The sequence below is a fragment of the Ralstonia sp. OTU4908 genome (assembly GCF_038440115.1).
GTDB classification, from domain to species: Bacteria; Pseudomonadota; Gammaproteobacteria; order Burkholderiales; family Burkholderiaceae; genus Ralstonia; species Ralstonia pickettii.
Genome location: NZ_JASATD010000017.1, coordinates 19,769 through 42,626, shown reverse-complemented (window position 1 = coordinate 42,626; position 22,858 = coordinate 19,769). Strand labels below are relative to the sequence as shown.

General features: G+C 65.0%; 20 protein-coding genes. 1 reads left to right on the top strand and 19 read right to left on the bottom strand.

The window, feature by feature from the left end:
* Positions 1-221 precede the first annotated feature (221 nt).
* Positions 222-1,184 (bottom strand): M23 family metallopeptidase, encoded by a 963-nt coding sequence (locus AAHM38_RS15770; protein WP_009241599.1) that lies wholly within the window; start codon positions 1,182-1,184, stop codon positions 222-224.
* 70 nt (positions 1,185-1,254) lie between these two features.
* Between AAHM38_RS15770 and AAHM38_RS15765 the strand changes: the two genes are divergently transcribed.
* Positions 1,255-1,776: a DciA family protein gene (locus AAHM38_RS15765; RefSeq protein WP_012763006.1), complete on the top strand. Its 522-nt coding sequence runs from the start codon at positions 1,255-1,257 to the stop codon at positions 1,774-1,776.
* 48 nt (positions 1,777-1,824) lie between these two features.
* Here AAHM38_RS15765 and lpxC read toward each other — a convergent pair whose 3' ends face one another.
* The 18 genes from lpxC to coq7 form a co-directional block, all read right to left on the bottom strand.
* A complete protein-coding gene (lpxC, locus tag AAHM38_RS15760; protein WP_012763007.1) occupies positions 1,825-2,742 on the bottom strand; it encodes a UDP-3-O-acyl-N-acetylglucosamine deacetylase in 918 nt (305 codons plus the stop codon).
* 244 nt (positions 2,743-2,986) lie between these two features.
* Entirely contained in the window at positions 2,987-3,487 is a 501-nt protein-coding gene (locus tag AAHM38_RS15755; RefSeq protein ID WP_012763008.1) for a peroxiredoxin, read from the bottom strand.
* A 391-nt stretch (positions 3,488-3,878) separates the two neighbouring features.
* Positions 3,879-5,078, bottom strand: a complete 1,200-nt coding sequence (gene ftsZ, locus AAHM38_RS15750; RefSeq protein WP_012763009.1) for a cell division protein FtsZ — start codon at positions 5,076-5,078, stop codon at positions 3,879-3,881.
* A gap of 141 nt (positions 5,079-5,219) precedes the next feature.
* Positions 5,220-6,452: a cell division protein FtsA gene (gene ftsA, locus AAHM38_RS15745; RefSeq protein ID WP_004633059.1), complete on the bottom strand. Its 1,233-nt coding sequence runs from the start codon at positions 6,450-6,452 to the stop codon at positions 5,220-5,222.
* Positions 6,449-7,360 (bottom strand): cell division protein FtsQ/DivIB, encoded by a 912-nt coding sequence (locus AAHM38_RS15740; RefSeq protein WP_012763010.1) that lies wholly within the window; start codon positions 7,358-7,360, stop codon positions 6,449-6,451. Before AAHM38_RS15740 ends, ftsA begins: the two co-directional genes overlap by 4 nt.
* Before the next feature lie 37 nt (positions 7,361-7,397).
* A complete protein-coding gene (locus AAHM38_RS15735) occupies positions 7,398-8,393 on the bottom strand; it encodes a D-alanine--D-alanine ligase (protein ID WP_012763011.1) in 996 nt (331 codons plus the stop codon).
* Positions 8,390-9,841 carry a UDP-N-acetylmuramate--L-alanine ligase gene (gene murC, locus AAHM38_RS15730; RefSeq protein WP_012763012.1) on the bottom strand — a complete coding sequence of 484 codons (1,452 nt, stop codon included), beginning with the start codon at positions 9,839-9,841 and terminating at the stop codon, positions 8,390-8,392. Before murC ends, AAHM38_RS15735 begins: the two co-directional genes overlap by 4 nt.
* A 13-nt stretch (positions 9,842-9,854) precedes the next feature.
* Positions 9,855-10,955: an undecaprenyldiphospho-muramoylpentapeptide beta-N-acetylglucosaminyltransferase gene (gene murG, locus AAHM38_RS15725; RefSeq protein WP_012763013.1), complete on the bottom strand. Its 1,101-nt coding sequence runs from the start codon at positions 10,953-10,955 to the stop codon at positions 9,855-9,857.
* Positions 10,952-12,193, bottom strand: coding sequence for a putative lipid II flippase FtsW (ftsW, locus tag AAHM38_RS15720; protein WP_009241608.1), 1,242 nt, complete (start codon positions 12,191-12,193; stop codon positions 10,952-10,954). Before ftsW ends, murG begins: the two co-directional genes overlap by 4 nt.
* Positions 12,190-13,689, bottom strand: a complete 1,500-nt coding sequence (gene murD / locus AAHM38_RS15715; protein WP_041668542.1) for a UDP-N-acetylmuramoyl-L-alanine--D-glutamate ligase — start codon at positions 13,687-13,689, stop codon at positions 12,190-12,192. The genes ftsW and murD overlap by 4 nt, the downstream gene beginning before the upstream one ends.
* Positions 13,690-13,835: 146 nt before the next feature.
* Positions 13,836-15,005 carry a phospho-N-acetylmuramoyl-pentapeptide-transferase gene (gene mraY, locus AAHM38_RS15710; protein WP_009241610.1) on the bottom strand — a complete coding sequence of 390 codons (1,170 nt, stop codon included), beginning with the start codon at positions 15,003-15,005 and terminating at the stop codon, positions 13,836-13,838.
* Between the two features lie 15 nt (positions 15,006-15,020).
* Positions 15,021-16,457, bottom strand: a complete 1,437-nt coding sequence (locus AAHM38_RS15705; RefSeq protein WP_012763015.1) for a UDP-N-acetylmuramoyl-tripeptide--D-alanyl-D-alanine ligase — start codon at positions 16,455-16,457, stop codon at positions 15,021-15,023.
* Complete coding sequence (locus tag AAHM38_RS15700; RefSeq protein WP_012763016.1) at positions 16,454-17,998, bottom strand: UDP-N-acetylmuramoyl-L-alanyl-D-glutamate--2,6-diaminopimelate ligase; 1,545 nt, start codon at positions 17,996-17,998, stop codon at positions 16,454-16,456. The genes AAHM38_RS15705 and AAHM38_RS15700 overlap by 4 nt, the downstream gene beginning before the upstream one ends.
* Positions 17,995-19,782, bottom strand: a complete 1,788-nt coding sequence (locus AAHM38_RS15695) for a peptidoglycan D,D-transpeptidase FtsI family protein (RefSeq protein WP_012763017.1) — start codon at positions 19,780-19,782, stop codon at positions 17,995-17,997. The genes AAHM38_RS15700 and AAHM38_RS15695 overlap by 4 nt, the downstream gene beginning before the upstream one ends.
* Complete coding sequence (ftsL, locus tag AAHM38_RS15690) at positions 19,779-20,123, bottom strand: cell division protein FtsL (RefSeq protein WP_012763018.1); 345 nt, start codon at positions 20,121-20,123, stop codon at positions 19,779-19,781. The genes AAHM38_RS15695 and ftsL overlap by 4 nt, the downstream gene beginning before the upstream one ends.
* Before the next feature lie 28 nt (positions 20,124-20,151).
* Positions 20,152-21,111: a 16S rRNA (cytosine(1402)-N(4))-methyltransferase RsmH gene (gene rsmH, locus AAHM38_RS15685; protein WP_012763019.1), complete on the bottom strand. Its 960-nt coding sequence runs from the start codon at positions 21,109-21,111 to the stop codon at positions 20,152-20,154.
* Positions 21,112-21,120: 9 nt separating this feature from the next.
* Entirely contained in the window at positions 21,121-21,549 is a 429-nt protein-coding gene (gene mraZ, locus AAHM38_RS15680; protein ID WP_004633088.1) for a division/cell wall cluster transcriptional repressor MraZ, read from the bottom strand.
* 381 nt (positions 21,550-21,930) lie between these two features.
* Positions 21,931-22,584, bottom strand: a complete 654-nt coding sequence (gene coq7, locus AAHM38_RS15675; protein WP_012763020.1) for a 2-polyprenyl-3-methyl-6-methoxy-1,4-benzoquinone monooxygenase — start codon at positions 22,582-22,584, stop codon at positions 21,931-21,933.
* Positions 22,585-22,858: the final 274 nt, after the last annotated feature.

Below are 22,858 nucleotides of genomic sequence, written 5' to 3'. Positions count from 1 at the left end.
GTCGCGTCAGGAAAGACCGCGAAACACAGGCAGCACAACGGCCCGGAAAGGGTTGGCGCAAAGGCGGGAGTTTAGCATGTGCAAAACACCCGCTTGATGGCAGCAGACCGGCCGGATGTGGCAGGAACGCCGCACTTTAGGGCCGCGCGGAACGTCGTGCACGCAGGCACACACTCACGCTGAATTGGGGACGGGCGCCCCTGATAGCAACCCGGGCGGGTTCAATGGCCCGCAGCGGTCATGCTCTTGCCGATATCGGCCGCTGCGACCTTCGCCGGCGCCTTGTTGGCTGCCATCTTGGGCTGGCCGGCGTTCTCCAGGAAGGCCACCGGATTCTGCGGGACGTCGTTGACGTGCACCTCGAAGTGCAGGTGCGGGCCTGTGGCGCGGCCAGTACGGCCGATCAGGGCGATGCGCTCGCCGGCCTTCACGATGTCGCCGACCTTCACGAAAACCTTGGACGCGTGAGCATAGCGCGTCTTCAGTCCATTGCCATGATCGATATCGATCATGTTGCCGTATTCATGGTGGAATTCACTGGCGACGACCACGCCGCCGGCGGCCGCTACGATGGGCGTCCCAACCGGGCCCACAAAGTCGACGCCGTCATGCTGCGTGCGGCGGCCCGTGAAGGGATCGATCCGCGTGCCAAACCCCGAGGAATCGTAACCCGTCGCCACCGGGCGCACGGTGGGCATCATTTTCGCGTGAATCTGGCGGTCCATCAGGGTGCTCTCCAGCACGCTGAGGTAATCGGTGCGCTGGTCGGCAGAGCGCGTCAGGCGATTCAGCTCGGACTGAATTTCCGGCATCGACATCGGCCGCGAAAACGCACCCGCCGGCCCGCCTCGGCTCGGCTGGGATTTGAAATCGAACTCGCGGGGCGGCACACCCGCCAAGCCCGAGACGCGGGCGCCCAGCGCATCCAGGCGCGCAATTTGCGCCTGCATTTCGCCGATGCGCGCGGCCATCAGGTTGAGGTTCTCGCGGGTGACACGCGGGTCCGCGCCGGCAACTTCCGAAGCGGCTGCACCCGGCAGCAGGCCCTGCTTGGCCGCCAGCCACGTCGCACCGACGGACAGGGCCGCCACGGCCAGCAGTGCCGCGCCGATAGCCACGAAGACGCCGCGTCTCGACAGATGCGTTGCGCCGGCCTTGCGCGGGTGAATCAGGATGATCTGCATCGCTCGTTTTCCGGACAAAAAAAGCTGCCCACCGGCACGAAAGCGCGATGAAGCGCCCTACAATGCCGGCATGCGAATCTTTGTTCATCCCGCTCTCAAGACGCCTGTGGCTAAACCCGTTCAGGATTGGCTCTCGGGTGCCGGTTCGGTCGGCCCGCTGATGCAGGCGGCCAGGCAATTGGCGTCGTTGGAAGCGGAGGTGTTGTCGCTGTTGCCAGCCGGTCTGGGCGGCGGGGTGGCCGTCGGTGGCATCAAGAACGATGCGCGCGACAGCCGCGAAGCGACTCTGGTGTTGCTCGCCGCACATAGTGCGGCTGCGGCGCGCGTGCGGCAGGTGGTACCCACCTTGCTGGAACGTCTGCAGCGCCGGGGATCGCAGATTACCGCAATTCGTGTACGGGTACAACCGCAGGGCGGCAATGACAGTTTATGGCCACAAGAGATCGAAAAGCCGCCTAAACGCGCCAAGATGACCGCAGTTGGAGTCAACAGCCTGGCGGCCCTGGCCAATGAACTGCCCGATTCGCCGCTTCGGCAAGCTTTGGCCGAAATGGTTGCGCGGCACGTTGCACCGGCAGCGAAGCCCAAATAAAAAGCGCCCCGCAGGGCGCTTTTTTTATTCGAACGACCGCTCAGCCGATCACGAGAAGGCCGGTTGCAACTGCGGCAGGAACGCGCGCGGCGCTTCTTCCACCTTGTCGAACGTCACCATCTCGTAAGCCGTTTCGTCGGCCAGCAGCGCGCGCAGCAGCGCGTTGTTCAGGCCATGACCCGACTTGTGCGCGGTGTATGCAGCGATCAGCGGGTGGCCCACCACATACAGGTCGCCAATCGCGTCGAGGATCTTGTGACGGACGAACTCATCGCCGTAGCGCAGTTCGTCGTTGTTCAGCATGCGGTGCTCGTCGAGCACGATGGCGTTGTCGAGGCTGCCGCCGCGCGCCAGGCCGACCTCGCGCAGCATCTCGACTTCGTGGGCGAAACCGAACGTACGGGCGCGGGCGATTTCGCGCGTGTAGCTCGTATCGGCAAAGTCGATCTCGAACGTCTGGCCGGTCTTGTCGACAGCGGGATGACGAAATTCGATCGTGAACGACAGCTTGAAACCAAAGTACGGGTCCAGGCGAGCAAGCTTGTCGCCCTCGCGGATTTCCACCGGCTTCGTCACGCGAATGAACCGCTTGGCTGCGCCCTGCTCTTCGATACCCGCCGATTGCAGCAGAAACACGAACGAGGCCGCGCTGCCGTCCATGATGGGGATTTCTTCGGCGTCGACGTCGACATACAGATTGTCGATGCCAAGACCAGCGCAAGCGGACATCAAATGTTCGACGGTCGAGACGCGGGCGCCGTCCTTTTGCAGCACGGACGCCAAGCGCGTGTCGCCAATGGCGCTTGCGGTAGCGGGAATCTCGACGGCCGGGTCGAGGTCCACACGCGTGAACACGATGCCGGTGCCTGCGGGTGCCGGGCGCAACGTCAACGTCACCTTGCGGCCCGAGTGCAGCCCGATGCCGACGGTCTTGACGAGGGACTTGATGGTGCGTTGTTTCAACATGGCCGCCCTCAACTCACAAAAGTCGCACGATTGTTTTTATCTATGCAGTCCGCATAGGTGATAACCTTGAGCATACCATTTTCACATCCCTGCCTTCAAAACGACTTTTGTATCGGGATGTTAAGGGTGCACGGAATTGACTCAACGTTAGGGCACGCAGGTTCGGCGCCACCGTCGCCTCAGCCTTGAAGCAGGGCGGGATGGCGGCAGTACTCCGCCATTTGGTGGGGTGTGCGACGTGGCGTCAGAGTACCGCGAGGATCGATTCGGCACTGCTGACGGAGAACTGTCCGGGCGCTTCGACCTGTAGCGCTGTTACCACACCGTCCTTCACGACCATCGCATAACGCTGGGAACGCACGCCCATGCCGCGCTTGGAGAGATCCTGGTCGAGGCCGAGTTTGCTCGTGAACTCTGCGCTGCCGTCGCCGAGCATGCGGATCTTGTCGTCGGTGCCCTGCGTGCGGGCCCAGGCGCCCATCACAAAGGCGTCGTTGACGGACACACACCAGATTTCGTCGACACCCTTGGCGCGCAGTGCGTCGTAGTTGGCGAGGTAGCCTGGCACATGCCGCGCGGAGCAGGTCGGCGTGAACGCACCGGGCAGCCCGAAGATGACGATCGTCTTGCCCTCGGCCAGATGCTGGACGGAGAAAGCGTTGGGGCCCAGCGCGCAGCCGTCCTTTTCCACTTCAAAGAACTCGTAGAGCGTTGCGTCGGGAAGCGGTTGACCGGGCTGGATCATGATCGTCAGGAAGCGGTTGCGTGGATATCGCGATCATAGAACCTGCCGAGCGAGCGCGCAGCCGGTTCTTAAAACGAGACCGCCCGCGTGAACGAATCACGCGGGCGGTCTTGGGAGACAACACCATCAGGCCGCTTGGCTCGGAACGCACCGCGCGCGGCACAACGAACGGACACACCCGCCGGGCGGGGTGAACCCTTCCGGGGAGGCGGCCAGAGGCCAACCTGCCCGGCGGCAACGACTGTGTCCGGTTCGTCGAGCGCTGTCGACTGACGAGCGGCCGGCCATCACACAACGGCGATCACGGGAGGGGAGCCGTGAACCGCGCGCGGCGTGCGGTGCCCCAGGCAGTCGGACGTGCGCGAGCGCTATCGAACCTGCGCAGGCCCGATCAGTCCGCCTGCTTGCGCAGGAATGCCGGAATGTCGTACGTGTCGACGCCCTTTTCTTGCAGTGCCGCCACGTGAGCCGACGCCGACTCACGCGAGCTGCGCCACACGGCCGGGGTGTCGAAATTGCTGTAGTCCGGTGCAGCTGCCACCGAGTGACCGGCGCCACCGCCGAACGCCACCGGCTGATTGTCGGTACCGGTCTTCAGCAACGTCATCGTCTGCGGCTGTTGTTGCTTGTTGCGAGCAGCGCGGCCCAGACCCGTGGCCACCACGGTCACGCGCAGGGCGTCGCCCATGGCGTCGTCGTAGACCGTACCAAAGATGACGGTCGCATCTTCCGCGGCATAGCTGCGGATGGTGTTCATCACTTCCTTGGTCTCAGACAGCTTCAGCGAGCGGCTGGCCGTGATGTTGACCAGCACGCCACGCGCGCCCGACAGGTCGACGCCTTCCAGCAGCGGGCTGGCCACGGCTTGCTCAGCGGCCAGACGCGCACGGTCGACGCCGGACACGGTGGCCGTGCCCATCATCGCCTTGCCCTGTTCGCCCATCACGGTCTTCACGTCTTCGAAGTCGACGTTCACCAGGCCATCGACATTGATGATTTCGGCAATGCCGGCAACCGCGTTGTGCAGCACGTCGTCAGCGCACTGGAAGCACTTGTCCATCTCGGCATCATCGCCCATGACTTCGAAGAGCTTTTCGTTCAGCACGACGATCAGCGAATCGACGTTGCCTTCCAGGTCGTTCGCGCCATGCTCACCCACCTTCGAGCGGCGTGCGCCTTCGAAGTCGAACGGCTTGGAGACCACGCCGACGGTCAGAATGCCCATCTCCTTGGCGACCTGTGCAACCACCGGTGCCGCACCGGTGCCCGTGCCACCGCCCATGCCGGCGGTAATGAAGACCATGTGCGCGCCACGCAGTGCGTCGGCGATCTGCTCACGGGCTTCCTCTGCGCAGTGCTTACCGACTTCCGGCTTGGCGCCAGCGCCCAGGCCCGTGCTGCCGAGCTGCAGCACGCGCGATGCGGTCGAGCGCTTGAGCGCCTGCGCATCGGTGTTCATGCAGATGAATTCCACGCCTTGCACGCCGCGGTTGATCATGTGCTGCACGGCATTGCCACCCGCGCCGCCGACGCCGACCACCTTGATGATGGTGCCGTCCTGCATTTCCGTTTCAATCATGTCGAAGTCCATCATTGCCTCCAGAAGTGATCAGTCCCAGACGATGCAGCCTCCCCGCCGCAACTCCTGGTTCCTGAACAAAAAACATCAAAACAAGAAACTCAACTTGCTCCCCCCAAGGGAGCACATCTTCAACACCCGGCACATGCGTGCTCAGAAGTTGCCGATGAACCATTCCTTCATGCGCGTCCAGATCTGTTTGGCCGATCCGGACTGCACCACGACCTTGCGGCCGCGCACGCGCTGCACGCGACCCTCCTGCAGCAGGCCCATCACCGTGGCGTAACGCGGGCTCTTCACCACTTCGTGCAGGTTGCCTCGGTACTCCGGCACGCCCACGCGCACGGGCTTCAAGAACATGTCTTCACCCAACTCGACCATGCCCGGCATCATTGCAGTACCGCCGGTGAGGACCACGCCGCTGGAGAGCAGTTCTTCGTAACCGGATTCGCGCACCACCTGATGCACCAGCGAGAAGAGTTCTTCCACGCGCGGCTCGATTACGGCGGCCAGCGCCTGACGGCTCAATGTGCGGGGGCCACGGTCGCCGACGCCCGGCACATCGATCATCTCGTCCGGATCGGCCAGCACCTGCTTGGCGATGCCGTACTGGATCTTGATGTCCTCGGCGTCCGGCGTCGGCGTGCGCAGGGCCATGGCGATGTCGTTGGTGATCTGGTCGCCGGCGATGGGGATCACGGCCGTGTGGCGGATCGCACCCTCGCTGAAGATGGCGATGTCGGTCGTGCCGCTGCCGATGTCCACCAGCACCACGCCGAGTTCCTTTTCGTCTTCGGTCAGCACGGCCAGGCTTGATGCCAGCGGCTGCAGGATCAGGTCGTGCACTTCCAGCCCGCAACGGCGCACGCACTTGACGATGTTCTGTGCCGCGCTTACGGCGCCGGTCACGATATGCACCTTCACCTCGAGCCGGATACCGCTCATGCCGATCGGCTCGCGCACGTCTTCCTGACCGTCGATGATGAATTCCTGCGTCAGGATGTGCAGGATTTGCTGATCGGTCGGGATGTTGACGGCCTTGGCGGTCTCGATCACGCGCGCCACATCGGTGGAGGTAACTTCCTTGTCCTTGATCGCCACCATGCCGCTCGAATTGAAGCTGCGGATGTGGCTGCCGGCAATGCCTGTGAAGACCTCGCCGATCTTGCAGTCGGCCATCAGCTCCGCTTCTTCGAGCGCCTTCTGGATCGACTGGACGGTCGCCTCGATATTGACGACTACGCCCTTCTTGAGCCCCTTCGATTCGGTCTGGCCCATACCGATGACCTCGTAGGCGCCGTCCGGCCGCAGCTCGGCGACCACCGCCACCACCTTGGAGGTGCCGATATCCAGCCCGACCAGAAGATCCTTGTATTCCTTGCTCATCGCGTTTTCTCTGTGCTTCGCGTTGCTTTGTTGTTGGCCGCCGGCTTACCCCCCAGCGTGGCTTTCGGCTTTGCAGCACCGCTGGTGCCGCTCGCGGTGCCGGGCAACTTGCCCCCCTTGGCCAGCACCGCAGCCTGCGCATCGGTCAGGAAGCGCACACCCGCCGCACGAACTGCAAATCCGTTGGGATACCGCAGATCGGCGTATTCGATCTGACCGCCCCAGCGCTTGGTCACCTCCGGCCACGCACGCACGAAGCGGCGGGCACGCGCGGCCAGCGCGGTGCGGTCATCGTCATTCAGTTCGCGGCCCAGCTCGATGACCGTGCCGTTGGACAACCGCGCGCGCCAGGCGTAGCGGTCAGTGAGCGTCACGCTCAACGGCTCGACATTCATCGGCTTGAACCACTCGGTCATGGTCTCCAGCTTGTCGACCACGTCCTGTTCAGTGCCCTCGGGGCCGGCCAGCGCCACCAGATCAGTGTCGTCCTCGGCTTCGGCCAGGTTGGCCACGAAGACTTCGCCATACGTGTTGACCAGCTTGCCGGACTCATTGCCGCCCCAGGTGCCGAGCGCTTCGTGCTCTTGCACTTCCACCAGCAGCCCGTTGGGCCACACGCGGCGTACGCTCGCGCGCCGCACCCACGGCACCGATTCGAACGCGGCGCGTGCATCGTCCAGATTCAGCGAGAAGAAATTGCCGCGCAGCTTGGGCAGCGCATTGGCGCGCAGACTCGGCACATTCACGTGACGCAACTCGCTGCCGGCCATCGGCATCACCCGCACCTGTTGCAGCTGGAACATCGGTCGCTGCATCAGCCAGACCGCCCCAACGCCCAACGCGCCAAGCGCGAGCAGCGCATACAGCGCACTCGCGACGGCGTTGAGGAGACGGGTGTTGTGCCACATAACGTTGTGTTGTCCGGTTTCGCTGACGTTGTGTCGATTACTCGGGTTTCCAGTCGGTGCTCGCGTGCAGCTCCAGCGACGCGCTCGCCGCCAGTTGCAACACGAAATCTTCATAACTGATGCCTGCGGCGCGCGCGCCCATCGGCACCAGCGAATGGCCGGTCATGCCCGGCGACGTGTTCATCTCCAACAAGAACGGCGCGTTGTCGGACTTGCGCAGCATGATGTCGGCACGACCCCAGCCGCGGCAGCCCAGCCCGCGATACGCCTGCACCACCAGCGCCTGCACGCGCGCGGCCACGTCGACGGCAATCGGTGCCGGGCATTCGTAGCGCGTGTCGTCGGTGAAGTACTTGTTCTGGTAGTCGTAGTTGGCCTGCGGCGCGACGATGCGGATGAGCGGCAGCGCGGTTGCGCTTTCGCCTTCGCCGATGATCGGGCAGGTCAGCTCGTCGCCTTCGATGAACTGCTCGGCCATCACATCGCGGTCCAGGCGCGCGGCCTTTTCGTAGGCGGCGGGCAGCTCGGCAACACTCGTGACCTTGGTCAGACCGATCGACGAACCTTCACGCGCGGGCTTGACGATCAGCGGCAGGCCCAGGCGGTCGGCCACGGCTTGCCAGTCGGCGCCGGCATGCAACATCACGAAATCGGGCGTGGGCAGGCCGTGGGTCTGCCATTGGCGCTTGGTGGCTTCCTTGTCCATCGCCAGCGCAGATGCGAGTACGCCGCTGCCGGTGTACGGAATGCCGAATTGCTCCAGTAGGCCCTGGATCGTGCCGTCTTCGCCAAAGCGGCCGTGCAAAGAGATCACCACGCGGTCGAACCCTTGCTTGGCCAGATCGGCCACGGGCTGCAGCCCCGGGTCGAACGGGTGCGCATCGACGCCGCGCGCGCGCAGCGCAGCCAGCACGCCGTTGCCGGACATCAGCGAGATTTCGCGCTCGGCCGAACGACCGCCCATGAGCACGCCCACCTTGCCGAGGGACTTCGGATCGATCGTCGGATTGGGAACAAACGGACCGGTCGTCATGCTGCGGCACCTCCGTTCAGATCCACGACATTGCCGGTGCGCGCCTGGGCCTGCAACGCAACAACTTGACCGGGCACCTGCCCGATCGATCCGGCGCCCATGGTGATCACCACGTCGCCGTCCTGCGCCGCATCGATGATCGCTTGCGGCATGTCTTCAATCTGTTCCACGAAGACCGGCTCGATCTTGTTGGCCACACGCAGCGCACGCGTCAGGGCGCGGCCGTCGGCGGCGACGATGGGCGGCTCGCCAGCGGCATACACCTCGGCCAGCAACAGCGCATCGACGGTCCCGAGCACCTTGATGAAATCTTCGAAGCAATCGCGCGTGCGGGTAAAACGGTGCGGCTGGAACGACAGCACAAGGCGGCGGCCGGGAAACGCACCGCGCGCCGCAGCCAGCGTGGCCGCCATCTCGACCGGGTGATGGCCGTAGTCGTCGATCAGCGTGAAGCGACCCTTACCGTCAGCGGTCGGCACTTCGCCGTAGCGCTGGAAGCGGCGGCCCACGCCGTTGAACTCGGCCAGCGCCTTGACGATGGCTTCGTCCGGCACTTCCAGTTCGGTGGCGATGGCGATGGCGGCCAGCGCGTTCTGCACGTTGTGCAGGCCCGGCAGGTTGAGCGTGATCGACAGCGGGGGCTCGGCATGGCCGTTGAGCTGGCGGATCACGGTGAATTCCATGCGGCCATCGACGGCGCGCGCATTGACGGCACGCACCTGCGCGTCTTCGGCAAACCCGTAGCGCACGACCGGCTTGGAGACGAACGGCAGGATTTCGCGCACGTTCGGGTCGTCCACGCACAGCACGGCGATGCCGTAGAACGGCAGCCGCTGCGTGAACTCGATGAACGCCTGCTTCAGGCGCGCGAAGTCGTGCCCGTAGGTGTCCATGTGATCGGCATCGATATTGGTGATGACTTCGATCACGGGGAACAGGTTGAGGAACGACGCATCGGATTCGTCGGCCTCGGCGACGATGAAATCACCCGTGCCCAGGCGCGCGTTGGCGCCCGCGGAATTGAGGCGCCCCCCGATCACGAACGTCGGGTCCAGGCCGCCCTCGGCCAGCACGGAGGCGACCAGACTGGTGGTCGTCGTCTTGCCGTGCGTACCGGCGATGGCAATGCCCTGCTTCAGGCGCATCAGCTCAGCCAGCATCACCGCACGCGGCACGATGGGAATGCGCTTGGCGCGCGCGGCCAGCACTTCCGGGTTGTCACCGCGCACGGCGGTGGAGACCACCACGGCATTGGCGCCGATCACATGTTCCGGCGCGTGGCCCTGCATGATCGTCGCGCCCAGCGTTGCCAGACGCTGCGTGGTCGCGCTGCTGCCCAGATCCGAGCCCGTCACGCGGTAGCCCAGATTCAGCAGCACCTCCGCGATGCCGCTCATGCCGGCGCCACCGATGCCTACAAAATGGATGTTCTTGACGATGTGCTTCATATCGATTCGTTCCCTATGCCCGTGCCACCGCTACACACACGTCGGCGACACGCTCGGCCGCTTCGGGCCGTGCCTGCTCACGTGCTTTAGCCGCCATATCGGCCAATTGCGCACGCGTCAGGGACGCGAGTGTATCTGCCAGCGATGCCGGACTCAGTTCCTGCTGCGGCACCAACAGCGCCGCACCGCGTTCGGACAGGAAGCGCGCATTGGTTGTCTGGTGATCGTCCACGGCATGCGGGAACGGCACGAACAGCGCCGCGACACCCGCCGCGGCCACTTCTGAGACGGTCATGGCGCCAGCGCGGCAGATGACGAGATCGGCGTGCGCATACGCAGCTGCCATATCGTCGATAAAGGGCACGGGCTGCGCGTGCGTATCATCAATACCGGCAGCGGCATAGTTGGCGCGAAGCGTGTCGATCTGCTTGGCGCCCGCCTGATGGATGACGATGGGACGCGTATCGGCCGGCAGCAACGCCAGCGCCTTGGGCACCACGTCGTTGAGCGCTGCTGCGCCCAGGCTGCCGCCCACGACGAGCAGGCGCAGCGGGCCGGTTCGCTCGGCGTAGCGCGTTTGCGGCGAAGCCAGCGTGGCGAGGTCGGCGCGGATCGGATTGCCCACCCACTCAGCACCGGCCAGCGCATTCGGAAATGCGCACAGCACGCGATCGGCCACGCGCGCGAGCACGCGGTTGGCGAGCCCTGCAATCGAATTCTGTTCGTGCAGCACCAGCGGGCGACCCAGCAGCACGCTCATCATGCCGCCCGGGAAGGTGATATAGCCGCCCATGCCCAGCACCACGTTCGGACGCACACGGCGCACCACACCGAGGCTCTGCCAGAAGGCACGCAGCAGGTTGAGCGGCAGCAGAAACTTGGTGACGAGGCCCTTGCCGCGCAGACCACCAAACTGCACCGACTCCAGCGGAAAACCGTGCTTGGGCACCAGTTGGCCTTCCATGCCGTTCGCATTACCGAGCCACACCACCTTCCAGCCACGCGCGGCCAACAGCTTGGCCACCGACAGCGCGGGAAAGATGTGACCGCCCGTACCGCCGGCCATGACGAGGAGCGTGCGCGGCGCCAGACCGGCCGAATTGCCTGCCGTCATACCTTGCCCCCACGCATCAGCACGCGGTTTTCATAGTCGATACGCAGCAGCACCGCGATCGCCACGCAGTTCATCAGGATGCCGGAGCCGCCGTAGCTGACCAGCGGCAGCGTCAGGCCCTTGGTCGGCAGCAGGCCCAGGTTCACGCCCATGTTGATGAACGCCTGCCAGCCGATCCAGATTCCCAGTCCCTTGGCAACGAGGCCGGCGAACGTACGGTCGAGCTGCAGCGCGGTGCGGCCGATCTCGAATGCGCGGCGCACCATCCAATAGAACAGCAGGATCACGATCAGCACGCCGACGAAGCCCAGCTCTTCGCCGATCACCGCCAGTATGAAGTCGGTATGCGCCTCGGGCAGGTAGTGCAGCTTTTCGATGCTGCCGCCCAGGCCAACGCCGGTCCACTCGCCACGGCCGAAAGCGATCAGCGAGTGCGTGAGCTGGTATGCCTTGCCCTGCGCGTATTCCTCTTGCCACGGGTTCAGATAGGCGAAGATCCGCTCACGCCGCCAGGGCGACGCCACGATCAGCAGCGAGAAGGTTGAAACCGCGGTGAGCACGAGGCCGCCGAACAGCTTGCCGTTCACGCCGCCCAGGAACAGGATGCCCATGGCCACGGCCGCGATCACCAGGAACGCGCCCATATCCGGCTCCAACAGCAGGAGCGAGCCGACAAACGCCACGGCCACGCCCATGGGCAGGAAGCCCTTGCGCACGCTCTGCATCCAGTCCTGCTTGCGCACGGTGTAGTTGGCGGCGTACAGCACCACCGCCAGCTTCATCAGCTCGGAAGGCTGGAAGTTCATGACGCCCAGCGGCAGCCAGCGGCGCGCGCCATTCACGCCCTTGCCGAGGTGCGGCACGAGCACAATCACCAGCAGGACCAGTGCAATGATGAAGAGCTTCGGAGCGTATTTGTCCCAGAACTTGACCGGAATCTGGAATGCGACGATCGCACCGATCAGCCCGATCACCAGCGAGAAGATGTGGCGAATCAGGAAATGCCCGTTGCTGTAGTTGGCGTACTTGGGCGAATCCGGCAACGCGATCGATGCCGAATACACCATCACCAGCCCGAGGCCGAGCAGCACGATCGCCACCCACAACAGCGGCTGGTCGTACTCCATCATCTTGGAGCGCGTGGGTTTGACGCCTGAAACGGCATCACGCAGCCCGCCCCACGCATTGCCGATGGTCGCGCCGATGAAGCCGCTGCGCTTGATCTGGGTGTCGCTCATAGGAGGACTCCTCGGTCTGCCGCCAACGCCACCACGGCCTCGTGGAACACCTGCGCGCGGTGTTCGTAGTTGCGGAACATGTCGAAGCTTGCGCAGGCCGGCGACAGCAGCACGGCATCGCCCGGTTGCGCCTGCGCGGCAGCTTGCGGCACGGCGGCTTCCAGCGTCGGCGCATCGATCAGCGCGACACCGGTATTGGCCAGCGCCTCACGAATCAGCGGCGCGTCGCGGCCGATGAGGACCACGGCGCGCGCGAACTGCGCGACAGGCTCGGCCAGCGGAGAGAAGTCCTGACCCTTGCCATCGCCACCGGCAATCAGCACAACGTGCTTGGACAACCCCGAGAGCGCAGCCACCGTCGCGCCGACGTTGGTGCCCTTGCTGTCATCGAAGAATTCGATGTCGTCAAACGCGGCGATCAGCTCGACGCGATGCGGCTCGCCTGCGTAGTCGCGCAGGCCGTGCAGCAGCGCGCTCACGGGCAGGCCGATCGCACGGCACAGCGCCAGCGCGGCCATCGCGTTGGTCGCGTTGTGCAAGCCGCGGATGCGCAGTGCGTCGGCAGGCATCAGGCGCTTGAGGCGCACCGGCACCGGGGCGGCGGGCGCGTTGTCGCCCTTCTTGCGGCGCGTGGGCTTGGGCAGATCTTCCTCGTCGGCTTCGGCCAGGACGATCCACGGCATGCCGCCATCGCGCAGCAGGCCGAGCGCATCGGGCGTGCCCGGCTCATTGATGCCGAAGGTGATATCGCCGCCGTTCTTGCTCGCGAATGCCATCACGGCCGCGTCCTGACGATTCAGCACGCGCACGGTGTTGGCACCGAAGATGCGGCCCTTCGCTGCGGCGTAGGCCTCCATGGTGCCGTGCCAGTCGAGGTGGTCCTGCGTGATGTTCAGTACGGTGGCCGCATCGGCATCCAGCGTATGCGTGGTTTCGAGCTGGAAACTGGAAAGCTCGAGCACCCACACGTCAGGCAGCGTGTCTGCATCAACGCATTCGCTCAGCTTGTCCAGCGCCGACGGGCTGATGTTGCCGGCCACGCCGACCGTCTTGCCGGAGCGCTGGACCAGGGCGCCCGTGAGCGCCGTGGTGGTGGTCTTCCCGTTCGTCCCCGTGATGGCGAGCACGCGCGGCGCATAGCCTTGCGCGGCCTTGAGGCCGGCCAGCGCGCGGGCAAACAATTCGATCTCGCCCCACACCGGCACGCTCTGCGCATTGGCGGCGTTCAGCAGCGCCGCGACGTTCGGATCCAGCGGCGACAAGCCAGGGCTGATCGCCACCAACGTCACACCGTCCAGCAGCGACAGGGCAAACGGACCGCTCACAAATTCCGCGTCCGGCACATGCGCGCGCAGCACCGGCAGGTTGGCCGGTGCCTCGCGCGTATCGGCGACGCGCACGCGCGCGCCATGACGGGCACACCAACGCGCCATGGCGAGGCCGGATTCGCCGAGGCCGAGCACCAGCACCACCGGCGCCTCGAACTCGCCGAACATGCGCGGCGCCTGTGCGGTTTCAGCGGCGGGCATCGGCTCGGCCGAATCGAGCGTTGCGACAACGGCGTCCACGGCGGCGTCCGGCTGCGTGGCGGCCATATCGTCGTCCGGGGTGATGGAGTCGGTCAAGTCGGTCATGTCCGTGCTCACCGCAGCTTCAGGGTCGACAGGCCGATCAGCACCAGCATCATGGTGATGACCCAGAAGCGCACGACCACCTGCGTTTCCTTCCAGCCGGACAGCTCGAAATGATGATGCAGCGGCGCCATGCGGAACAGGCGCCGGCCCTCGCCATAACGTTTCTTGGTGAACTTGAACCACGTCACCTGCAGCATCACCGAGACGGTCTCCGCCACGAAGATGCCGCCCATGATGAAGAGCACGATTTCTTGACGCACGATCACGGCGATGGTGCCCAGCGCGCCGCCAAGCGCCAGCGCGCCGACATCACCCATGAATACCTGCGCCGGATGCGCGTTGAACCACAGGAAGGCAAGCCCCGCTCCGGCCATCGCCGAGCAGAAGATCAGCAGCTCACCCGCACCCGGAATGTGCGGGAACAGCAAGTATTTGCTGTAGACAGCGCTACCCATCACGTAGGCAAACACACCCAGCGCGCTGCCCACCAGCACGACCGGCATGATGACAAGGCCATCGAGGCCATCGGTCAGGTTCACCGCATTGCTGGAGCCGACGATCACGAGGTACGTCAGGATGATGAAACCGAACACGCCGAGCGGGTAGCTGATCTCTTTGAAGAACGGCACGATCAGGTGCGACTTGGCCGGCAGGTTCAGCGACAGGCCGCTGCGCACCCACTCCATGAACAGCTCGAGCACGCGCATGTTGCTGGTCTCGGACACCGAGAACGCCAGATACGCCGCCGCAAACAGGCCGATCACGGTCTGCCAGAAGAACTTCTCGCGCGAAGACATGCCCTTCGGGTCACGGTGAACGACCTTGCGGTAGTCATCCACCCAGCCGACGGCGCCGTAGCCGAGCGTAACCAGCAGCACGATCCAGATGAAGCGGTTGCCCCAGTCGGCCCACAGCAGCGTCGACACGGCAATGCCGATGAGCACCAGCACGCCGCCCATGGTGGGCGTGCCGGCCTTGACCAGATGCGTTTGCGGACCGTAGCTGCGCACGGCCTGGCCGACCTTCAGCTCGGTCAGGCGACGGATCACCCACGGCCCGAACCCGAGGCCGATCACCAGCGCCGTGAGCGATGCCATCACGGCGCGGAACGTCAGATAATTGAAGACGCGCAGGAAGCCGTAGTCGTTCTGCAACCATTGCGCCAATGCCAATAACATGGGTTCTTGCTTCCCTTAATGCTGCTGTTGTGTGTTGGAACCGGCTGGCGAATCCGCTACCGGGTCTTTCAAGACCAGCGCTTCCACAATGCGTTCCATCCGCATGAAGCGCGATCCCTTCACCAATACCGTCGCGGCCGGCGCAATGGCGGGCACACCGTGTTCAATCAAGTCTTCCGCCGACGCAAAATGCTGTGCGCCCGGGCCGAAGGCATCGACCGTGTGGCGCGCAAGCTCGCCGGTTGCCAGCACTGCGTCGATGCCGCGCGCGCGCGCGTAGGCCCCGATCTCTTCGTGGAATGCCGGCCCCTTAGAGCCCACCTCGCCCATGTCACCCAGCACCAGCCAGCGCGGCGCGGGCAGCGTGACAAGCGCGTCAATCGCGGCGCGCATCGAATCCGGGTTCGCGTTGTACGTGTCGTCGATGACCAGGCCGCCATGCGTGCCCTGCTTGCGCTGCAACCGCCCCTTGACGGGTGCAAAGTTGCCCAGCGCTTGCGCAATCACCTCGGGAGCGACACCGGCTGCCAGCGCGCACGCCGTCGCCGCCAGCGCATTGCGTGCGTTATGCAGGCCCAGCAGCGGCAAGGTGATGACGAAACGCTGGCCCGGAGCCTGCACTTCAATGCGTTGCCCGTCGGCGGTGTCCACCACGGTGCCCGTCACGGCCCCGGCATCCATACCGAAATCGAGCACGCGCCGCGAGCCCGCCGCGGCTTTCCACACCCGCGCATATTCGCCACCGTTGGCCGCATCGCGCGGATACACCGCCACGCCATTGGCCGGCAACGCGGCCAGCACAGCGGCGTGTTCTTCAGCCACCGCTTCCACGCTGACCATGAATTCCTGGTGCTCGCGCTGCGCGTTGTTGATCATCGCCACGGTCGGCTGGGCAATGGCGGCCAATACAGCCGTTTCGCCCGGATGGTTCATGCCGAGTTCAAGCACGGCGAGCTTGTGTTGCGCGTTCAGGCGGAACAGCGTGAGCGGCAGGCCGATGTCGTTGTTGAAGTTGCCGGCGGTCGCCAGGCGGGCATCTTCGCCGACAGCCTGCGCGAAGATCGCGGAGATCATCTCCTTGACCGTGGTCTTGCCGTTGCTGCCCGTCACGGCGACGACGGGAATCGGGAACTGGCGTCGCCAGCCGGCGGCAAGCTGGCCGAGCCCGATGCGCGTATCGGCAACGGTCAGCACGGCCACGTTGGTCATATCCAGCGTTGCGGCCGGTGGGCGTGACACCAGCACGGCAGCAGCGCCACGCGCCACCACTTCGGGCAGGAAGTCGTGTGCATCGAAGCGCTCGCCGATGAGCGCGACGAACAGGTCGCCGGGCTGCACGGAGCGGCTGTCGGTCGTCACGCGCAGGATGGCTGCATCGGGGCCGGCAAGATGGGCGCCGGCCATCCAGGCGGCGGCGTCGGTGGCGTGCATCATCACGGTCGCAGCGCTCATGCAATCACCCCGCGGGCGGCGAGCGCCAGGCGCACGTGTTCCTGGTCGGAGAACGGCCGCTTGCGACCGGCTATCTCCTGCGTCGATTCATGTCCCTTGCCAGCCACGACGATCACGTCAAGCGCATCGGCGTGCCGCACGGCATGCAGGATGGCAGCGGCGCGGTCTTCGATCTGGGTGGCGGCGCGCGGGTTTTCCATGCCGTCGGCGATCTCGTCGAGAATGTGCTGCGGATCTTCGCTGCGCGGGTTGTCGGAGGTGAGCACCACGTGCGGCGCCAGGCGCTCGGCGATGGCGCCCATCTGCGGCCGCTTGCCGGGGTCGCGGTCGCCGCCGCAGCCGAACACAGCCCACAGATTGCCGCCCCGCGCCTCGGTAATCGGTGCGAGCGCGCGTAGCGTCTGCTCCAGCGCGTCGGGCGTGTGAGCGTAATCCACTACCACGAGCGGACCATCTTCACCGCCGAAACGCTCCATGCGGCCACTGACCGGCTGCAGCTTTTCCAGATGCGCAATGGCGTCCGGCCACGGCACGCCAGCCGCCAGCAGTGCGCCAAGCACAGCCAGCAGATTCGACACGTTGAACAGGCCGAGAGTCGGTGCATGGACGGTCGCGTGACCGAAGCTGCCGTCCACGTCGAACGTCGTACCCGTGCGGTGCGCGCGCACGTTACTGGCGCGCAGCCATTGCTTGGCGCCGTGCTGCGCAGCGGCTTCGCCGTCGATGCCGTATTCAATGGTCTCGATGTCGGCGCGGGCGTTCTGCAGCAACCGCACTCCGGCCGCATCGTCGCGGTTGATGACCGCCGCACGCAGGCCTGGCCAGCCGAACAGACGCGCCTTGGCAAGTTCGTACTCGGCCATCGTGCCGTGGTAGTCGAGGTGATCCTGCGTCAGGTTGGTGAACACCGCGATGTCGAAACATGTGCCATCCACGCGGCCCTGCTCCAAACCGTGCGACGAGACTTCCATGGCGATGGCGCGGGCGCCCGCGCGATGCAGATCGGCGAGGCTGCGCTGGAGCTGGATGGCGTCCGGCGTGGTGAAGCCTGTCACGGCCAGTCCATCGACAAACCCCGTGCCGAGCGTACCCACCACTGCGCAACGCTCGCCGTGTTTGGTCAGCGCCTGCGCGATCCATTGCGAACACGACGTCTTGCCGTTGGTGCCCGTTACACCGATCACACGCAGCGCTTCCGGGCCCGGCACGCCGTACCACTGCGCGGCCAGAGGCCCGGCCAGTTCCGCCAGGCCGTCCACGGGAAGGATGCGCACGGGCGCGTCTGCGGGCATCGTGTAGCCATGCGCTTCGGCCAGCACGGCGGAAGCGCCAGCCTCGATCGCCTGCGGAATATGCGGACGGCCATCGCCACGCTGACGCACATTGCCGAGCACGTAGGCCACGAACACATCGCCGGTCTTGAGCTTGCGCGTGTCGCTCGTGAGGTCGGCACCCGCCGGCGCTTGTACGCGCAGCCAGTCCACCACGGGCACGAGGCGCGCCGCGATGGCCGGACGATCGGAGGTTGGCTTGGCCGTCATTGCAGGCCCCCGACGGGCTCTTCCGGCACGTCCGGCGTCATCACAAGCTGGCGCACCGGCGAATCCGGCGGCACGTTCAACGCGCGCAGGGTGCCGCCCACGATCTGCGAAAACACCGGGCCGGCCGCGCCACCGCCATAGCGGTTACCCACCGTCGGCTCGTCCACGCTCACCGCCACGATGATGCGCGGGTTCGACATCGGCGCCAGACCAATGAACGAGGCGCGATATTTGGAGCGGTCATAGCCACGTCCGGTGTGCTTCCACGCCGTACCGGTCTTGCCCCCGACGCGATAGCCCATCACTTGCGCCTGGGGGGCCGTGCCCCCGGGCGCCGTCACGGTCTCAAGCATCTGGCGAACCTGCCGCGCCACTTCCGGCGAGATCACCCGCTCACCTTGGGGCGGCTGCCCATTGGTGCGGTACATCGTGATCGGGATCAGCTCGCCATCGTGCGCGAAGATGGTGTAGGCGTGCGCAATCTGGAACAGCGATACCGACAGGCCATATCCATACGACATCGTCGCCTGTTCAATGCGGCGCCATTTGTTGGCCGGCCGCAGCCGCCCCGCCACCGCGCCCGGGAAGCCGATCTTCGGTGCCTGCCCCAGTCCGACGCTCGTGAACATGTCCCACATTTCCTGTGGCTTGAGCGTCATCGCAATCTTGGTCGTGCCGATGTTGCTGGAGTGCTGGATGACCTGGGCGACCGTCAACGTGCCGTAGTTGCCGGTGTCGGAAATGGTCGCGCCTTCGAAGCTGTATTTGCCGTTGGTCTGCACCAGCGTGTTGGGTGTCACACGCTTGAGCTGCAGCGCCAAGCTGATGGTGATCGGCTTCATCATCGAGCCCGGCTCGAAGGTGTCGGTCAGCACGCGGTTGCGCAGTTGTTCGCCCGACAGGCGGCTGCGGTCGTTCGGGTTGTAGGTCGGGTAGTTGGCAAGCGCCAGGACCTCGCCCGTCTGAGCATCCAGCACGATCGCGCTGGCCGCCTTGGCGTGGGTACGCTCGATGGCGGCCTTCAGCTCATTGAAGGTCAGGTACTGGATCTTGGCGTCGATCGAGAGCGTCTGGTCGTGCCCGTCACGCGGGGCCTTGAGCACGCCCACGTCTTCCACCACGCGCCCCAGCCGATCCTTGATCACCTGACGCTGCCCGGCAGCACCTGCAAGGTCGGACTCGCGTGCCAGTTCCATACCTTCCTGGCCCTTGTCTTCCACATTCGTGAAACCGACGATGTGCGCCATCGCCTCGCCTTCCGGGTAGAAGCGCTTGTACTCTCGCGTCTGATAGATGCCTTCGATCTTCAGCGCGGCAATCTGGTCGGCCACCTCCGGCAGCACCTGACGCTTGAGGTAGACGAAACCCTTGTCTTCGCCGAGCTTGCCCGAAAGCTCCTTGTTGCTCATGCCCAGCAGCTTGGCGAGCTTCATCATGTCTTCGCCAGGCACGTTGTTGGGCACGTCTTCGGGTACCGCCCAGATGGCCTTGACCGGCAGGCTCGTGGCCAGCACCAGACCATTGCGATCGAGAATCTTGCCGCGGGTGGCGGGCAATTCCAGCGTGCGCTGGAAGCGCTTCTTGCCTTCAGCCTCATAGAAGCGGTTGCCGGGGCCTTGAATCCACAGCGCGCGCCCGATCAGCGCCAGGAATGCTGCGAACATCAAGAACACGACCAGCTTCGAGCGCCACATGGGCAGGCGCAGGCCCAGCACCGGGCTGGCGGAAAACTGACCCAGGCGCGCGCGCGCCGTGGTGCCGTTGGATTTGCGTGCGCCGCTCATGGCTGGACTCCGGAAGCCGTGGGCGCGCTGGCCGCGGCCGAAGACGCCATGGAGGACGTTCCACCCGCCGGCAAGTCGGCAAACCCCTGCAGATACTGCGTGCGACCCGCCTGCGCGGGCGACATCTTCAATTGCCTGCTCGCGATGTCGGCAATGCGAGCACTTTTGCCCAGCGCGCTCTGTTCATATTGCAAGCGCGACCAATCGGTGTTGAGTTGTTTTTCTTCCGCCTGCGCGCGATCCAGCGCGACAAACAGTTGCCGCGCCTGATGCTGTGCGTTGACCAGTGACAGCGCGCACAGCACCAGCGCAATCAGCAGGAACATGTTCAGGCGGTTCATGGCGTGGGTCTCCGCGAGTCGGCAGCCGTCAGCAACGCTCGGCCACGCGCATGATGGCCGAGCGCGCACGCGGATTGGCCGACACTTCCGCCTCCGACGGCTTCACGCGGCCGAGCAGGCGCAACTGCGGCGCCGGCAGCTCATGCGCACGCAGCGGCGCCCGACGCAGTTCCGGCGCGGCGGATTGCTCCGGGCGCGCCAGCGCCTGCATGAAGCGCTTGACGATGCGGTCTTCCAGCGAATGGAAGCTGATCACGACGAGACGTCCCCCCTGTTCCAGACGGTCAAAGGCGGCCTTCAGACCGGTTTCGAGGTCCGCAAGCTCTTGATTGACGTGAATCCGTAAAGCTTGAAAGGTGCGGGTCGCAGGGTCTTGGCCCTTCTCGCGTGTTTTGACGGCTTGCGCCACGAGCGCGGCAAGCTCGGATGTGCGATCGAGAGGACCTCGATCCCCGGATTGGCCCCGGCGAGCAACAATCGCCTTTGCAATCTGTACAGCAAACCGTTCTTCCCCATAGTCCCGTATCACCCTCGCAATGTCGCGCTCATCAGCCTCGGCCAGCCATTGGGCTGCGGTAATGCCGCGCGTGGTGTCCATCCGCATGTCGAGCGGGCCATCCATCCGGAACGAGAAGCCACGTTCGCCTTCGTCAATCTGCGGCGAACTGATGCCGAGATCGAGCAGCACGCCGGCCACCCGTTCAATGCCGCGCGCATCCAGGCACTGGGCCATCTGCGCGAAGCTGTCATGCTCAATAGCGAAGCGGGCATCCTCTACGGTGCCCGCTTCGGTGATTGCTGCCGGGTCCTTGTCGAAGGCGACAAGTCTGCCGCCGGGCCCCAGCCGTTCCAGGATGCGCCGGCTGTGCCCGCCTCTCCCGAAGGTTCCATCGATATAGATACCGTCGTCGCGCCAGATGAGCGCATCGACCGCTTCGTCTAAGAGCACCGTTTGATGGCGCAGTCCCGTACTGGTTTGGGTTGTCATCGCGCGTCATCAAAAGGAGAAATTCTTGAGGGCGTCGGGCATGCCTTGCGCCATGGCGGCTTGCTCCTTCGCGGTGTACGTGGCGGCGTCCCAGACTTCAAAGTGGCTGCCCATGCCGAGCAGCATCACGTCACGTTCAAGGGAGGCGGCCGCGCGCAGTTCGGGGGTGATGAGGACGCGGCCGGCGGTATCGAGTTCGACGTCGGCGGCGCTACCCAGGAAGATCCGTTTCCACCAGTGGGCCTCCATCGGGAGTGCAGCGATGCGCTCGCGAAAACGCTCCCACTCCGGGCGCGGAAACAGCATGAGGCAACCGTCCGGGTGCTTGGTCACAGTCACCCGGCCCTCGGCCTGCAGCTGAAGCGCTTCGCGGTGCCGCGACGGAATGGACATCCGCCCTTTGGCATCCAGCGTCAGCGCCGACGCACCCTGGAACACGTTGGTTTCTCTCTCCGCGCAGCGACTTGTTCGCCACTCACCTTGTCGTCAACTGGCCTGCAAACGGCCCTTTCAAACCACAAAACTACACTTTCTGACACTGTTTCCCACTTTAGAGGAACGACTTTAGGCGGTCAAGGCTTGCACAGCCCTGTGAGGCGGAAAATTTGCAATCAGAACAATGACTTAGCGCACCCGCCCAAGAACGGTGCGCGACTTTTCCCAATCAAATGAAGGAGATAGCGCGGTTTATGTAGAAACCACGTGAGAGAACGGCAAGCGACAGCGCCCCGGCGGAAAGGGGCAGAGCGCGGGTGGTCACGCTCCGGCGAATGGAGGAGCGTGCGGTTTGTCGTCGGGCCGCCAGGCGCGACAGGTGTGTCAAATGCGGTAAGCGGTGGCGGTCATGACGCGCGATGCGGCGCGCATAGCCTGGCGGATGGGCGCAGGCAGATCGATGCCACCGGCTTGGCGCGCGTTATCGCCGTGGCGGATTTCATCGTCGCGCATCTGGGCGACGATGGCGCGCGAGCGGGTGTCCTGCTCGGGCAATTTATCGAGATGGCCATCGAGGTGATGCTCGACCTGGCGCTCGGTCTCTGCGACGAAGCCGAGACTGATCTTATCGCCGAGGCGTCCGGCAAGCGCGCCGATCGCGAAAGCGCCGGCATACCACAGCGGGTTCAGTAGGCTCGGGCGATCGTTCAATTCCTGCAGGCGCTGGGCGCACCAGGCGAGGTGGTCCTCTTCTTCGCGCGCGGCTTCGTCGAGCTGGGCCCGGATTGCCGGATCCCGGGCAAACAGCGCTTGCCCCTGGTACAAGGCTTGGGCGCAAACCTCGCCGACATGGTTCACGCGCATCAGGCCGGCGGCATGGCGGCGGTCGGCCTCGGAAAGCTTGGTCGCGTTGTCGGCCGTATTTGCGGAGGCGGCGGACGCGATTACGGCATCTGCGGGGTTCGGTCGGCTGGCGCGGGTGAAGCCTGCCACAGCGCGCAGGGCACGGTCGAATTCGGGGATGAAGCGGTCGAGCATGAGTACGGGCACCGCCGGCAATGGCGTGCGGCGCAATCGCCATTGTAAGGCCGACACCGGGCGGGATCTTGCGTCCGATCAGAACCCGGCCGCCCAAACACAACAGTACGGGATAACCCTGTTGGCACGCGGATCGCATCCAAAACCGCAAGGAATCGACCGTACACATCGCCGATCTATTTCAAATTCGGAAACAGCCTGTTGCCGGGATCAGACAGCAAACGCTCGTTTACGAACATTCGTTCGCAAATTTCGACCGAGCCCAGTACCACGT